This window comes from Micromonospora sp. NPDC047557, from assembly GCF_043205095.1.
In the GTDB taxonomy this organism is placed as follows: domain Bacteria; phylum Actinomycetota; class Actinomycetes; order Mycobacteriales; family Micromonosporaceae; genus Micromonospora.
The window spans coordinates 35,084-48,778 of the sequence record NZ_JBIDDK010000008.1; the positions used below are offsets into that span (position 1 = coordinate 35,084).

General features: G+C 72.3%; 14 protein-coding genes and 1 riboswitch. Of the genes, 10 read left to right on the plus strand and 4 right to left on the minus strand.

Translation table 11 applies throughout. The annotated features are described in order from the left end of the window. The first annotated feature begins 4 nt into the window (after window positions 1-4). The 4 genes from ACGGAQ_RS19605 to ACGGAQ_RS19620 all read left to right on the plus strand — a co-directional run bounded on the left by ACGGAQ_RS19605 (window position 5) and on the right by ACGGAQ_RS19620 (window position 3,226). Window positions 5-601: a MerR family transcriptional regulator gene (locus tag ACGGAQ_RS19605; protein WP_393051194.1), complete on the plus strand. Its 597-nt coding sequence runs from the start codon at window positions 5-7 to the stop codon at window positions 599-601. Window positions 602-966: 365 nt separating this feature from the next. Continuing rightward, window positions 967-1,365 carry a group 1 truncated hemoglobin gene (locus ACGGAQ_RS19610; RefSeq protein ID WP_393051196.1) on the plus strand — a complete coding sequence of 133 codons (399 nt, stop codon included), beginning with the start codon at window positions 967-969 and terminating at the stop codon, window positions 1,363-1,365. A 2-nt stretch (window positions 1,366-1,367) separates the two neighbouring features. Beyond that, entirely contained in the window at window positions 1,368-2,534 is a 1,167-nt protein-coding gene (locus tag ACGGAQ_RS19615; protein WP_355138783.1) for a globin domain-containing protein, read from the plus strand. Next, window positions 2,531-3,226 (plus strand): DivIVA domain-containing protein, encoded by a 696-nt coding sequence (locus ACGGAQ_RS19620; protein ID WP_393051198.1) that lies wholly within the window; start codon window positions 2,531-2,533, stop codon window positions 3,224-3,226. The genes ACGGAQ_RS19615 and ACGGAQ_RS19620 overlap by 4 nt, the downstream gene beginning before the upstream one ends. Before the next feature lie 164 nt (window positions 3,227-3,390). On the opposite strand, the gene ACGGAQ_RS19625 is transcribed toward ACGGAQ_RS19620, so the two are convergent. Then, window positions 3,391-3,789 (minus strand): hypothetical protein, encoded by a 399-nt coding sequence (locus tag ACGGAQ_RS19625; RefSeq protein WP_393051200.1) that lies wholly within the window; start codon window positions 3,787-3,789, stop codon window positions 3,391-3,393. Between the two features lie 146 nt (window positions 3,790-3,935). Next, a complete protein-coding gene (locus tag ACGGAQ_RS19630; RefSeq protein ID WP_393051202.1) occupies window positions 3,936-4,592 on the minus strand; it encodes an SDR family oxidoreductase in 657 nt (218 codons plus the stop codon). A 109-nt stretch (window positions 4,593-4,701) separates the two neighbouring features. Here ACGGAQ_RS19630 and ACGGAQ_RS19635 point away from each other — a divergent pair, with 109 nt between their 5' ends. The 3 genes from ACGGAQ_RS19635 to gcvP all read left to right on the plus strand — a co-directional run bounded on the left by ACGGAQ_RS19635 (window position 4,702) and on the right by gcvP (window position 9,733). Further along, complete coding sequence (locus ACGGAQ_RS19635) at window positions 4,702-5,769, plus strand: MerR family transcriptional regulator (RefSeq protein WP_393051204.1); 1,068 nt, start codon at window positions 4,702-4,704, stop codon at window positions 5,767-5,769. A gap of 50 nt (window positions 5,770-5,819) precedes the next feature. Further along, window positions 5,820-6,680 (plus strand): NAD-dependent protein deacetylase, encoded by an 861-nt coding sequence (locus tag ACGGAQ_RS19640; protein ID WP_393051205.1) that lies wholly within the window; start codon window positions 5,820-5,822, stop codon window positions 6,678-6,680. A 60-nt stretch (window positions 6,681-6,740) separates the two neighbouring features. Continuing rightward, window positions 6,741-6,839, plus strand: a riboswitch (glycine riboswitch). Between the two features lie 71 nt (window positions 6,840-6,910). Then, the gene (gene gcvP / locus ACGGAQ_RS19645) at window positions 6,911-9,733 is read left to right on the plus strand and encodes an aminomethyl-transferring glycine dehydrogenase (RefSeq protein WP_393051207.1); all 2,823 of its coding nucleotides are present in this window, start codon (window positions 6,911-6,913) and stop codon (window positions 9,731-9,733) included. A gap of 123 nt (window positions 9,734-9,856) precedes the next feature. Here gcvP and ACGGAQ_RS19650 read toward each other — a convergent pair whose 3' ends face one another. Then, on the minus strand, window positions 9,857-10,057 hold the full coding sequence (locus tag ACGGAQ_RS19650) for a DUF5999 family protein (RefSeq protein ID WP_089000314.1): 201 nt from the start codon (window positions 10,055-10,057) through the stop codon (window positions 9,857-9,859). A gap of 123 nt (window positions 10,058-10,180) precedes the next feature. Here ACGGAQ_RS19650 and ACGGAQ_RS19655 point away from each other — a divergent pair, with 123 nt between their 5' ends. Then, window positions 10,181-11,374, plus strand: a complete 1,194-nt coding sequence (locus tag ACGGAQ_RS19655; RefSeq protein ID WP_393051210.1) for a chorismate-binding protein — start codon at window positions 10,181-10,183, stop codon at window positions 11,372-11,374. A gap of 31 nt (window positions 11,375-11,405) precedes the next feature. Then, window positions 11,406-11,915, plus strand: a complete 510-nt coding sequence (def, locus tag ACGGAQ_RS19660; protein WP_354855305.1) for a peptide deformylase — start codon at window positions 11,406-11,408, stop codon at window positions 11,913-11,915. Window positions 11,916-11,928: 13 nt separating this feature from the next. Here def and ACGGAQ_RS19665 read toward each other — a convergent pair whose 3' ends face one another. Beyond that, a complete protein-coding gene (locus tag ACGGAQ_RS19665) occupies window positions 11,929-12,702 on the minus strand; it encodes a sulfite exporter TauE/SafE family protein (protein WP_393051212.1) in 774 nt (257 codons plus the stop codon). Window positions 12,703-12,885: 183 nt separating this feature from the next. Between ACGGAQ_RS19665 and ACGGAQ_RS19670 the strand changes: the two genes are divergently transcribed. Beyond that, the gene (locus ACGGAQ_RS19670; RefSeq protein WP_354855303.1) at window positions 12,886-13,665 is read left to right on the plus strand and encodes an endonuclease/exonuclease/phosphatase family protein; all 780 of its coding nucleotides are present in this window, start codon (window positions 12,886-12,888) and stop codon (window positions 13,663-13,665) included. Window positions 13,666-13,695: the final 30 nt, after the last annotated feature.

The following is a 13,695-nucleotide window of genomic DNA, read 5'->3' on the forward strand; positions in this document are numbered from 1 at the left end:
CCGGATGCACGAGCCGCAGGATCCTGATCCGGGTACACAGGTGGGTGAGCCGGGTGCGTCGTCGCCGGGTGTGGCGACTGAGGGTGACGGCTCGGTGGGCTACCGAGGTGTGACGGCGTGCCACGCGGTGGGCATCAGTTATCGGCAGTTGGATTACTGGGCGCGTACGACGCTGGTGGTGCCGAGCGTCCGGGACGCGTCGGGTTCGGGGACGCAGCGGTTGTACTCGTTCCGCGATCTGGTGGTGTTGAAGGTCGTGAAGCGGTTGTTGGACGCGGGGGTGTCCCTGCAGAACATCCGCAAGGCGATCGAGGCGTTGCGGTCGCGTGGTGTGGAGGATCTGGCGGGAATCACGCTGATCTCCGACGGGACGACGGTGTACGAGTGCCGGTCTCCGGAGGAGGTGGTCGACCTGTTGCAGGGTGGGCAGGGCGTCTTCGGGATCGCGATCGGTGGGGCGTTCAAGGAGATCCAAGGGTCGTTGTCGCATCTGCCGGCGGAGCCGGCGGCGAGCGGCCCGGCGGAGCCGGTGGTGGGGTCCTCGTCTGATCCGGTGGGTGACGAGTTGGCGGCGCGGCGGGCGCGGCGGCGGGCCGGCTGAGTCGCGCTGCGCGTCCGCTGGTGGCCGGTCCGTCGATACGGGTGACCTTTTTTGGCTAGGGCCTTCTGGTGACTGTGGGTCAGGTCGCGGCGTCCGGGTGACGCTTCCCCGGGTGACGTTTTCCATAGTGGATACCGTGGGTGATCTTCTGGTTGCCGTGGGTGGATCTTCGGGGTCCCCTGTGGTGACGATGCGTGTGCGTCGACTGTCGGGAAACCGATAGGGGGGCCCTGACCGGAGGTCGCGGGCACGCTATGGTCCGTCACGGTCCCCGGTGTGCCGCCGTGGCATGACGGTGTGGCGTCGGTGGCCGTTGCCCCTGCGCGTCACCGCGCGCGCGACCTGTCACCCCGGAAGGAACGACCGTGACGGTTACGGAAGAGACCGCTTCCACCTCGAATTACGACCGCATCGGCGGAGCGAGTTCGGTGAAGGCGGCCGTGGAGCTGTTCTACGACAAGGTGCTCGCCGATCCTGAGTTGGCGGGTTATTTCGCCACTGTGGACATGGCGGGCCAGCGTCGGCACCTGGCGTTGATGTTGACGGTGGTGCTGGGCGGCCCGAACGAGTACACCGGTCGTGGGTTGGCCGAGGCGCACCAGCCGTTGGGCATTCCGGTGGCGCACTACGCCAAGGTCGGTGAGTACCTGATCGCGACGCTGACCGAGTTGGGTGTTCCGGCCGACGTGCAGGACGACGTGCGGGCGGTGCTGGCGCAGGTGCAGGACCAGGTGGTGGCCACCGGAGAGCGTCCGGGCGCCTGAGCGTGGACGCGGCCCGACTCAAGCAGAGTTGGTCCCTCGTCGCCGGGCACGGCGACGAGGTGCCGCTCTACTTCTATTCGACGTTGTTTCTGGCGCATCCCGAGACGCGGCAGATGTTTCCCACGAACATGGCGGGGCAGCGGGACCGCCTGGTCACCGCGCTGGGCCACATCGTGTCCCACGTGGATCAGGTCGATCGGCTGGTGGGTTTCCTGCAGGACCTCGGCGCGGATCACCGTAAGTTCGCGGTCCGCGCGGAGCACTATCCGGCGGTCGGTGAGGCGCTGTTGGCGACGTTGCAGCATTTTCTCGCCGAGCAGTGGACCGATGAGCTGGCCCAGGACTGGGCGGCGGCGTACGGGCTGATCGCGCAGGTGATGACGGAGGCGGCGCAGGCCGCAGAGGCGGTGAACCCGCCGTGGTGGGTGGCGGAAATCGTGTCCCATGAGCGGCGGGCGTTCGACGTGGCGGTGTTGACGGTGCGTCCGCAGTACCTGTTGCCGTTCACCCCGGGTCAGTCGATCGGGGTGTCGCATCCGTCGGTGCGGTCGTGGCGGTACTACTCGCCGGCGAACGCGCCGCGCGCGGACGGCACGCTGGAGTTGCATGTGCGGGCCGCTCCGGGTGGCGCGGTGTCGTCGCGGCTGGTGTACGGCTCGGCGGTGGGGGACCGCGTGCATCTGGCCGCTCCGGTGGGGGAGCGCCTGGCGTTGTGGGCGGCGGGTTCCAGTGATCTGTTGCTGCTGGCGTCGGGCACCGGCTGGGCGCCGGTGAAGGCCCTGGTGGAGCAGGTCGCCGCGGAGGGTTCCGGTCGTCGCGTGGATCTGTACGTGGGTGCGCGGTCGCGCAGCGAGTTCTACGACAGCGACGCGATCGACAAGCTGGCGTCGTCGTGTCCGTGGTTGACCGTGACGTACGTGGTGGGCGCCGACGCGAACCGGCCGGGTGAGTTCGTGTACGCGGTGGACCGGGCGTTGGCCGATGGTGACTGGCGTTCGCGGCACGTGTACGTGTGCGGGTCGGACGAGATGGTGTCGCACGCGGTGCAGACGTTGGCTCGGGCGGGTTACCACGAGGGTCAGGTGCATCACGAGGGTCTGGGCAAGCAGTGGTACGGCCCGGCGTGGCGTACGGCGGTCCAGCAGTCGAGTGAGGGGGGTGAGAGGTGAGCGCGACCCCGATCAGCCGGTACGACGGGATTCAGGTGTCCGGCGGTGTGCAGGTGCGGATGACCTCCGACCGGGTTCGCCGGTGGGAGTTCGGGACGGCGCCGTTCGCGCGGCGTGGCTACGACAACGCGGACGTGGACCGGTTCCGGGTGCAGGTCGCCGACGAGTTGGATCTGTTGGCGACGCAGATCGCGAATCTGCGGGCGGAGAACGAGCGGCTCACCGACCGGGTGGAGCTGCACCGCCACGGGGTGATCCCGAGCACTCCGGCGGCGGCGAAGGTGCCGGCGGCCAAGGAGGTGAATCTGCTGTCGGCGGCGCAGCGGGAGGCCGAGCAGATCATCGCGCAGGCGCACGACTACGCGCGGCGGGTCGCCGAGTACGCCCGGTTGCAGTACGAGAGTTACATGCGGGCCGCGGCGGAGGAGGCGAAGCAGGAGGCCGAGCGGGCGGTGGCGGAGTACCGCAGTACGGCCGGGCCGAGCTTCGACGACACGGTGGCGACCCGGGAGGCGTTGCGGATCTTCGGCGAGATGATGGTGTCGCACATGCAGGCGGCGGCGCGGCATCTCGACGACGGCAGTGAGCAGTTGGCGCGCACGATGGACCGCATCGCGAAGGAGACGCCGGGGGCGCCCTTCGTGGGGGGCGTGGTGGGGCAGGCGGCGTTGCCGCGTCACCACCAGCGGTGATGCCGGGGCGCCTGGGGTCCGCCGTGCGGCGGACCCCAGGCATCCCCCCGAGTTGTCGGCCAGCCTTCACCCGCTGACGAACGGGCCCTAGGGCCCGTTTTGTAAGAACTGGCCGGTCGTCGTCTGGACTCCGCCTCGGCTCGACCGCCCTTGTGAAACAGGCCCTAGGCGATGACGGTGGCCCAGCCGCAGTCGGTGTCCGCTCCGGCGGATCCGTTACGCCTGCACACCTCGATCGACAGGGTGTCACCGGAGTGGTAACTGCCGCTCGGTGCGGTCGCGGTGCCCGGCGTTCCGTTGCTGCCGTTGGCGTCCTGGGCGCCGAGGATGAACAGCCCGCCCAGGCTCTCGTTGTAGACAAACGCGACGACCCGCCGGCTGTCGCCGTTGGTGTCCTGGACCGTCAGCTTCCGCGTCGAGGTGTTGAACGTGGCATAGCCGTATCCGGACGGGCTGGTGTAGGCGGTCTTCGACGCGGCCTGGGCGGGGCCGGGTGCCACCACCGCCAGGCTGAGTACCACTCCACCGGCCAGCACCAGGGCCCGCTTGACGTTGCGAGACATGGTTTCTCCTCTCGGACGCTCGAGGCGTCGCTGCTCGCGGCTGTGACCTGTGCCTGCGGGGCCGCCGTGGTGCCCCGTGAGACCACTGTCCCGAGAGCCGATGCAAGTGGCGTGGAAGCTGCGTGGAAGCCGTGGGCCGGTCGCCGTCAGGTCGTGGCGGCGCGGACGGCGTCGGCGATCGGCGTCGGTCCGTCGACGAGTTCCAGGGTCGTGCCGGCGGTGCGGGGTTCGTCGAGCAGGGCCGCGAGGACGTGGGCGACGTCGGCGCGGCTGATGGCGCCCCGGTCGGCGTGTCGGGTGAGGGTGACGCGGCCGGTGGGTTCGTCGTCGGTGAGGCGGCCGGGTCGCAGGACTGTCCAGGCCAGGTCACGGGCGCGCAGGTCGTCCTCGGCGGCCCGCTTGGCCCGCAGGTAGGCGGCCCACACCTCGTCGGTGCCGGCGGCGGGTGGGTCGTCCACGCCCATGGAGGAGACCAGCAGGTAACGCTGGACGCCGGCGCTGGTGGCGGCGTCGGCGAGCAGCGCGGCGGCGGCCCTGTCGACGGTGTCCTTGCGGGCGGCGCCGCTGCCGGGGCCCGCGCCCGCGGCGAAGATCACCGCGTCGGCGTCGTGCAGATGCGCGGCGACGTCGGCGACGTCGGCGTGTTCCAGGTCGCAGACGACGGGCGTGGCGCCGGCGGCGCGCAGGGCGTCGGCCTGGGCGGGGTTGCGGATGAGGCCGACCGTGGTGTCACCGCGGTCGGCGAGGTGCCGCTCCAGCAGCAGGGCGATCTTGCCGTGGCCTCCGGCGATGACGACGCGCATACGCCCAACCTACCGGTCGATAGCGGCGTGCGGCCTTGACCTTCACCGTGGGGTAACCCCCAGCCTGGTGCGTGCCGGTCGGGGTGACCGGCGCGAGGAGGATGCCGACGTGGAGCTGTTGACCATCGGGGCGTTCGCGCACGCGGCGAGGCTGACACCGAAGGCGTTGCGCCTGTACGACGAGGTGGGGCTTCTGTTGCCGGCGGCGGTCGATCCCGAGTCCGGTTACCGGCTCTACGACCCGGCGCAGTTGCCGCTGGCCCGGTTGGTGGCCCAGCTGCGTCGCATCGGCATGCCGCTGGCGACGATCCGCGTCGTGTGCGCTCTGGAGCCCGCGGCGGCGGCCGAGGCGGTCGCCGCGTACTGGCGGGGAGTCACCGATGACACGTCGGCGCGGGCGCGGCTCGCGGCCATCCTCGTGGACCACCTGTCCGAAGGGGGCACCACCATGTCTCAGACGAATCCCACACGTGCCGTCCGATCCGCCGCTGCCTGTGAGATGGGGGCCGTGCGCGACAGCAACGAGGACGCCGCGTACGCCAGCGAACGGTTGCTCGCCGTCGCCGACGGCATGCGCGGGCCGGGTGGCGCTGCCGCCAGCGCCGCCGCCATCGACGCTCTGCGGTCGGTGGAACTCACCGACGCGCCGGCGGTCGAGCTGTTGACGAAGGTGGCGGGGGCGGTGACCGACGCCGACCGGATCGTGCGGGGGTTGGCGACCGGCGAGCACCGGCCGGCCACCACGCTGACCGCGCTGCTGCGCAGCGGATCCCACCTGGTCCTGGTGCACATCGGTGACACCCGGGCGTACCTGCTGCGCGGCGGCGAGTTGTCCCTGCTGACGCAGGATCACACGTGGGTGCAGGCCGAGGTGGATCAGGGCAGGCTCGACCGGGAACAGGCCGCCGCGCATCCCCGGCGCGCGGTGCTGGTGCGCGCCCTCGGTGGCGGCCAGCAGGTCGAGGCGGACCTGGCGCTGCGGACGGCGCTGCCGGGTGACCGGTACCTGCTGTGCTCCGACGGGCTGTCCGCGGTCGTGGACCGCGCCGACCTGCGCTCGACGCTGGTCGCGGCGGCCGATCCCGCCGACGCGGTGCGGGGCCTGATCGATCGGGCGCGGGCCGCGGGGGCGCCCGACAACATCGCCTGCGTCGTCGCCGACGTCGCCGCGGTGTAGGAGCCACCACAGGTTCGTCGTCGGCGGGTGCGCTGAGGCAGCATGAAGGGGTGACGAAGAGCCTGGAGGCGTTGACCTCGCTGGTGGCCGGCGGTCAGGTGGTGGTGCTCAGCGGGGCGGGCCTGTCCACCGAATCGGGTATCCCGGACTATCGGGGGCCCAGTGGGGTGGCCCGCCGGCACACCCCGATGACCTTCCAGGCGTTCACCCGGGATCCCCTCGCTCGGCGGCGGTACTGGGCGCGCAGCCACCTGGGGTGGCGGTTGATCGCGCGGGCGGCGCCGAACGCCGGGCACCGGGCGGTGGCGCGGCTGCAACGCGCCGGCCTGGTCGACGCGGTGATCACGCAGAACGTCGACGGGTTGCACGGCGCCGCGGGCAGCGACCGGGTGGTCGAGTTGCACGGCCGTCTCGACGAGGTGGTCTGCCTGGACTGCGGCAACCTGACCTCCCGGGAGGAGGTGGACCGGCGGCTGCGCGAGGCCAACCCGGACTTCGTGGCCCGCGTCGCCGCCGTCAACCCGGACGGTGATGTGGATCTCCCCGACGAGCAGGTGGCCGGGTTCCGGCCGGTGGACTGCGGGATCTGCGGGACGGGGATGCTGAAACCGGACGTGGTGTTCTTCGGCGAGACGGTGCCGTCCGAGCGGGTGGCGCGGTGTTTCGCGCTGGTGGAGCAGGCGCGCGCGGTGGTGGTGCTCGGGTCGTCGTTGACTGTCATGTCCGGGCGCCGGTTCGTGATCCGCGCCGCGAAAAACGGCATTCCGGTCGCGATCGTCAACCAGGGGCCGACCCGGGGTGACGGGTACGCCACGGTGTGCCTCGACGCGCCGCTGGGGGCGCTGCTGCCGGTGCTGGCCGACCGGGTCGTCGGCGGGGCCGCCCCGCTGGCCACGCCGGCCGGCGTGTGACGTCACCGGGGTAGGACATCTGCCGGAAACACCGGCGCTGGTAGCGTTGACCATGCCGGTACCACCCACGTGGGAGAGACCGCCCGACAGCAGCAGGGGCGGCGCCGAAGGGGCAAATCCTCCCCGGAACCTCTCAGGCAAAAGGACCTCGTGGGCAGGCACTGTGGAGCGCTGTGCGGGCGCGACAGAGGGGGAGGCCGATCCGTCGACCTCGCCCGGGAGCGCCCCTGATGTCCGTAGAGCAGTTCGCCACCCGTCACATCGGTCCCGGCCCCGACGATGAGCGTCGGATGCTTGAGGTCGTCGGGCACGACTCGATCGACGAGCTGATGGACGCCGCGATCCCCGAGGTGATCCGCTGGCACGGCACCCTCGACCTGCCGGATCCGGCCACCGAGGCCGAGGCGATCGCCGAGCTGCGGGCCCTCGCGGCCCGCAACACCGTCGCCGTCTCCATGATCGGCCTGGGCTACCACGGCACGCACACCCCGGCGGTGATCCGCCGCAACGTCCTGGAGGACCCGGCCTGGTACACGGCGTACACGCCGTACCAGCCGGAGATCAGCCAGGGCCGCCTCGAGGCGCTGCTGAACTTCCAGACCATGGTCACCGACCTGACCGGCCTGGCCACCGCGAACGCCTCCATGCTCGACGAGGGCACCGCCGCCGCAGAGGCCATGACCCTGGCGCGGCGCGCGTCCAAGAGCAAGAGCGGGGTGTACGTCGTCGACGCCGACGCCCTGCCGCAGACCATCGCGGTGATCACCAGCCGGGCGGTGCCGCTCGGCATCGACGTGCGGGTCCTCGACGTCGAGCGCGACGAGCTGCCGGCCGAGTTCTTCGGCCTGCACCTGCAGTACCCGGGCGCGTCCGGGGCGGTACGGGACCACGCGCGGCTCGTCGAGGCGGCCCACGCGGTCGGGGCCCTGGTGACCGTCGCCGCGGACCTGCTGGCGTTGACGCTGCTGCGCGCGCCGGGGGAGATCGGCGCGGACATCGCCGCCGGCACCACCCAGCGTTTCGGCGTACCCATGGGCTTCGGTGGGCCGCACGCCGGCTACCTGGCGGTCCGCGCGGGCCTGGAGCGGATGCTGCCCGGGCGCCTGGTCGGGGTGTCCCGCGACGCGGACGGCAACCCGGCGTACCGGCTGGCGTTGCAGACCCGCGAGCAGCACATCCGGCGGGAGAAGGCCACCAGCAACATCTGCACCGCGCAGGTGCTGCTCGCCGTGATGGCCGGCATGTACGCCGTCTACCACGGCCCGGACGGGCTGCGCGCCATCGCGACGCGTACCCACGCCATGGCGGCGCGGCTCGCGGCCGGGCTGCGCGCCGGCGGCGTCGACGTCGCGGACGTCGCGTTCTTCGACACCGTCACCGCGCGCGTGCCGGGCCGGGCCGCCGAGGTGGTCGCGGCGGCCGCCGAGCGTGGGGTGAACCTGCGACCGGTCGACGCCGACCGGGTGGGGATGTCCTGCGACGAGACGACCACCGACGCGCACCTGCGAGAGGTGTGGGCGGCGTTCGGTGTGGACGCGTTCGACGGCGACGCCGACGCGGCCCTGCCGGTCGACCTGGCCCGGACCTCGGACTTCCTGACCCACCCGGTGTTCCGCAGTCACCACTCGGAGACGGCGATGCTGCGCTACCTGCGGCGGCTGTCGGACTTCGACTACGCCCTGGACCGGGGCATGATCCCCCTCGGGTCGTGCACGATGAAGTTGAACGCGACCACCGAGATGGAGCCGGTCAGCTGGGCGGAGTTCGCGCACATCCACCCGTTCGCGCCGGACTCCCAGACCGCCGGGTACCGGGAGATGATCGGGCAGCTGGAGTCGTGGCTGGCCGAGGTGACCGGCTACGACGCGGTCAGCGTGCAGCCCAACGCCGGCTCCCAGGGTGAGCTGGCCGGCCTGCTGGCCATCCGCTCCTACCACGCGTCGCGGGGTGACACGCACCGCGACGTGTGCCTGATCCCGTCGTCGGCGCACGGCACCAACGCGGCCAGCGCGGTGATGGCCGGCATGCGGGTGGTCGTGGTGGCCTGCGACGACGACGGCAACGTCGACCTCGTCGACCTGGACGCGAAGATCGACAAGCACCGCGACGCGCTCGCCGCGATCATGGTGACGTACCCGTCGACGCACGGCGTGTACGAGACGGGCATCGCGTCGCTGTGCGCAAAGGTCCACGACGCCGGCGGTCAGGTGTACGTCGACGGGGCGAACCTCAACGCCCTCGTCGGGTTCGCCAAGCCGGGCACGTTCGGCGCGGACGTGTCGCACCTGAACCTGCACAAGACGTTCTGCATCCCGCACGGCGGCGGCGGCCCCGGTGTGGGACCGGTGGCGGTGCGCGCGCACCTGGCGCCGTTCCTGCCCGGTGACCCGCTCGGCGCGCACGCCGACGCCACCCCGGCGATCTCGGCGGCGAAGTACGGGTCGGCGGGGATCCTGCCGATCCCGTGGGCGTACCTGCGGATGATGGGCGCCGAGGGCCTCACCCGGGCGACCGGCGTGGCCGTCCTCGCCGCGAACTACGTGGCGGCGCGGCTGCGCGGGCACTTCGACGTGCTGTACGCCGGCAACAAGGGCCTGGTGGCGCACGAGTGCATCCTCGACCTGCGGCCGTTGACGAAGGCCACCGGCGTGAGCGTCGACGACGTGGCGAAGCGGCTGATCGACTACGGCTTCCACGCGCCGACGATGTCGTTCCCCGTAGCAGGGACGCTGATGGTGGAGCCGACCGAGAGCGAGGACCTGGCCGAGCTGGACCGGTTCTGCGACGCGATGATCGCGATCCGGGCGGAGATCGACCAGGTGGGGTCGGGGCAGTGGCCGGCGGGGGACAACCCCCTGGCGAACGCGCCGCACACCGCGGCGATGGTCAGCGGCGACGAGTGGCCGCACCCGTACCCGCGGTCGGTGGGCGCGTACCCGGGTGGGACCGACCGGGCGGGGAAGTACTGGCCGCCGGTGCGGCGCATCGACGGCGCCTACGGGGACCGGAACCTGGTCTGCTCGTGCCCGTCGCCGGAGGCGTTCGAGGACTGACGTCGGCGGGCCGGGGCGGGCGGTTCTGGCCGCCCCGGCTGCGCCGCGACCTGGGCGGAGACGTCCCGTACCGGGGGACTAGCCTGGGTCGACGGCAGCGGTGTGGTAACTCTGGGTGGTCGTTCAGGCCACGAGAGCGTGGCGGGCGGGGCCGCGGTGCGGTGCGATGCTGCTGCCGTCGGGGAGCAGCTCGCCGGTGTCCTCGAAGACGATGACACCGTTGCAGAGCAGGCTCCAGCCCTGCTCAGGGAAGCAGGCGAGGACCCGGGCGGCTTCCCGGTCGGTGGCTTCAGCGGAGGGGCAGGTCGGTTGGTGCTGGCACATCGGGTTCTCCGGACTGTGGGGGCACTGTGTCATGGTTCACATGACCAGTGACGCACAGTACCAAGCGAAAGTGTCCAGCATCGAGCAGGTGCCGGCCCGGCGTACGGGAAATCCACTGAACGGATGAGGAAGGTCGGACCATACGGCGTGGAAACGCTCCCACAGGTGCTGGTCGATGTGCCGGCCGCGCCCACCGCGTGTCGCGACGCGCTCGCTGAACGCGCCCGCCTGCACTGGCGCCGCACCGACGGCGGCGACCCCGCCGTCCTCGCCGAGGAGTTCCTCGCCGCGCACGGCCTGAACCTGCGTGACCTCACCCGCCCCGCACCCACCCACCACGACACCGGGGTGTGCGGCGCCGCGCTCTACCTGTCCGCCGCCGCCGGAGCACACCTGGCCGGCGCCCCCACCGCGGCGCCCGAACCCGCCCCGGCCCTGCCCGACCTCGCCGTCGTCGTCTACGACCACGGCCCCACCCGGCGCGCCCCCGCCCGCGGGGCGACACCCTGGTGGCTCGGCGACTGGACCGACAGCTGGACACCCGAGCAGCACGCCGCGGCCGTCGACGCCATCCGCGCCGCCATCGGCCGCGGCGACGTCTACCAGGCCAACCTCGTCGGCCACGCCGTCGCCCCCTACACCGGCGACCCGCTGCCCGTCCTGCGCCGCCTGGGCGCGCTGCCCGGCGCCCGCTACGGCGGTGTCCTCACCGGCGACGGCTGGGCCATCGGCTGTGCCTCCCCGGAAACCCTCATCGAGGTCCGCGACGGGCACCTGATCACTCGACCCATCAAGGGCACCCGCCCCGCCACCGCCGCCGGCCGCGTCGAACTGCTCACCAGCGCCAAGGAACGCGCCGAACACATCATGATCGTCGACCTGGAACGCAACGACCTCGCCCGCGTCGCCCGCACCGGCACCGTCACCGTCGACGACCTGTTCGCCGTACGCCGCTGGTGCGACCTGTGGCAGGCCGAATCGACCGTACGGGCAGCCGCCGCCGACGGCCTCGGCCTCGCCGACCTGCTGCGCGCCACCTGCCCCGGCGGCTCCGTCACCGGCGCCCCGAAACTCGCCGCCCTGACCCACATCGCCGCCCTCGAACCCGTCGGCCGCGGCGCCAGCATGGGCGCGCTCGGCTGGGTCGCACCCGGCCGCGTCGACCTCGGCCTGACCATCCGCACCGCCGCCGCCGACGGCGAATCCCTGCACACCTGGGCCGGCGGCGGCATCACCTGGGACAGCGACCCCGCCGCCGAGGTCGCCGAAGCCGCCGCGAAGACCACCCCGATCCGCGCCACCCTGGCCGGACGCTGACCCCAGCACCGGCGGCGATACGCTGACCCGCATGACCATGCGGCCCATCCGGATCATCGGCGACCCCGTCCTGCGCACCGAATGCGAGCCGGTCACCACCTTCGACGCCGAGCTACGCGCCCTGGTCACCGACCTCATGGACACCCTGCTCGGCGAACCCGGCCGCGCCGGCGTCGCCGCACCGCAGATCGGCGTCAGCGCCCAGGTCTTCGTCTACGACGCCGACGGACACCGCGGCCACCTGATCAACCCCACCCTGGAACTGTCCGACGAACTCCAGGACGACGAGGAAGGCTGCCTGTCCATCCCCGGGCTGTACTTCCCGACCGTACGGGCCCTGCACGCCACCGCCCACGGCGTCGACCAGCACGGCGAACCGCTCACCATCAGCGGCACCGGTTTCCTCGCCCGCGCCCTGCAACACGAAACCGACCACCTGCGCGGCACCCTCTACGTCGACACCCTGCGCGGCGACACCCGCCGCCGGGCCCTGCGCGAGATCCGCGCCGGCCGCTTCGACTCACCCAGCCGCCGCGCCTAGACGCCCGCCTCCGTCAGCGGGCCACCCACTGGTCGTGACCCAACTTCGCGACCAACGCCAGCACCACCACCAGCAGCACCACCCGCACGAACCCCGAACCACGGCGCAACGCCATCCGCGCACCCAGCACCGCGCCCGCGATGTTGCACACGGCCATCCCCGCGCCCAGCAACCACCACACGTGCCCGGTCACCCCGAACACCACCAACGCGCCCAGGTTCGTGCCCGCGTTGACCACCTTCGCCATCGCCGACCCGTGCACGAAGTCCGCACCGATCAGCGCCGTGAACGCCAACACCAGGAACGTGCCCGTACCCGGACCGATCAACCCGTCGTACAGGGCGATGCCCACCCCGGCCACGCCGATCGCCACCGCCACCCGCGCCGGCGTGCGCCGCGTCGGCACGGCCACCACCCCCAGCCGGGGACGCAGCAGCACGAACACCGCCACCGCCACCAGGACCACCAACACCACCGGCCGGTACGCCGACGCCGGCACCGCCCCGGCCAGCACCGCACCCACCCCGGCGCTGAGCACCGCCAACCCCGCCGCCGGCCCCACCACCCGCCAGTCGAGCTTCGTCCGCCGCGCGTACGTCGCCGCCGCCGTCGCCGTACCGAAGATCGCCGCCAACTTGTTCGTGCCCAACGCGGTGGCCACCGGCAACCCCGGCGCGGCCACCAGCAACGCCGGCAACAGCAGCAGCCCACCACCGCCGACCACGGCGTCCACCCACCCGGCCATCGCCGCGGCGACCAGCAAAGTACTCAGCGATACGGCGTCCACGGGCGGCAATTCTCCCCACCCCACCCGACCCACCGACGCCTGAAGTGGCCAGCCTCACCCGTCACCGACCCCGCGAACGCCGCAACCACACCCCCAACGCGCCAACCGCCACGAACACCAGCATCGAACACAGCAGCACCTTGACCACACGGCAACCCTGCCACGGGGACGTAAGGTGCAGGAGTGCGCCTGGCCACCTTCAACCTGCTGCACGGCCGATCCCTCACCGACGGGCTCGTCAACCCCGACCGACTCGCCGCCGCCGTGCGCGCCCTCGACGCCGACGTCCTCGCCCTGCAGGAGGTCGACCGCGACCAACACCGCAGCGGCAACCTCGACCTCACCGCCATCGCCGCCCGAGCCCTCGACGCGCCACACCACCGCTTCGCCGCCGCCGTCGTCGGCACCCCCGGCGAACAGTTCCGCCCCCTGCGCCACGACGACGACGGCCACGGCGAACCCTGCTACGGCATCGGCCTCATCAGCCGCCACCCCGTACGCAGCTGGCACGTCACCCGACTCAAGCCCGCCCCCGTCCGCTCACCCGTCTACGTCCCCGGCCCCGGCGGCGGCCTCATCCTGCTGCACGACGAACCCCGCGTCGTCCTCGCCGCCGTCCTCGACACCCCACACGGCCCCCTCACCGCCGCCGCGACCCACCTGTCGTTCGTGCCCGGCTGGAACGCCCGCCAACTCCGCCAGACCGTGCGCGCCCTCCGCGCGCTACCCGGCCCCCGCGTCCTGCTCGGCGACCTCAACCTGCCCGCCGGCCCGGCCCGGTTCATCTCCGGCTGGCGCCCCCTGGGCCGACTCCCCACCTACCCCTCCGGGCAGCCCCGCGTCCAACTCGACCACGTCCTCGCCGACCGGCACGCCCTCAACCAGCTCCCACCCGTACGGGCCGTCACCGCTCCACCGTCCACCATCTCCGACCACCGCCCCCTGCTGGTCGACCTCGGCTGAAGACCGATCCCGACCTGCACGCAGCCAGCG

What these genes read in the sequence shown, in the direction of transcription:
- ACGGAQ_RS19655 (WP_393051210.1), top strand. Translation starts at nt 10,181, where the DNA reads ATGAGGAAGGTCGGACCATACGGCGTGGAAACGCTCCCACAGGTGCTG.
- ACGGAQ_RS19625 (WP_393051200.1), bottom strand. Translation starts at nt 3,789, where the DNA reads ATGTCTCGCAACGTCAAGCGGGCCCTGGTGCTGGCCGGTGGAGTGGTA.
- ACGGAQ_RS19630 (WP_393051202.1), bottom strand. Translation starts at nt 4,592, where the DNA reads ATGCGCGTCGTCATCGCCGGAGGCCACGGCAAGATCGCCCTGCTGCTG.
- gcvP (WP_393051207.1), top strand. Translation starts at nt 6,911, where the DNA reads ATGTCCGTAGAGCAGTTCGCCACCCGTCACATCGGTCCCGGCCCCGAC.
- ACGGAQ_RS19650 (WP_089000314.1), bottom strand. Translation starts at nt 10,057, where the DNA reads ATGTGCCAGCACCAACCGACCTGCCCCTCCGCTGAAGCCACCGACCGG.
- def (WP_354855305.1), top strand. Translation starts at nt 11,406, where the DNA reads ATGACCATGCGGCCCATCCGGATCATCGGCGACCCCGTCCTGCGCACC.
- ACGGAQ_RS19605 (WP_393051194.1), top strand. Translation starts at nt 5, where the DNA reads ATGCACGAGCCGCAGGATCCTGATCCGGGTACACAGGTGGGTGAGCCG.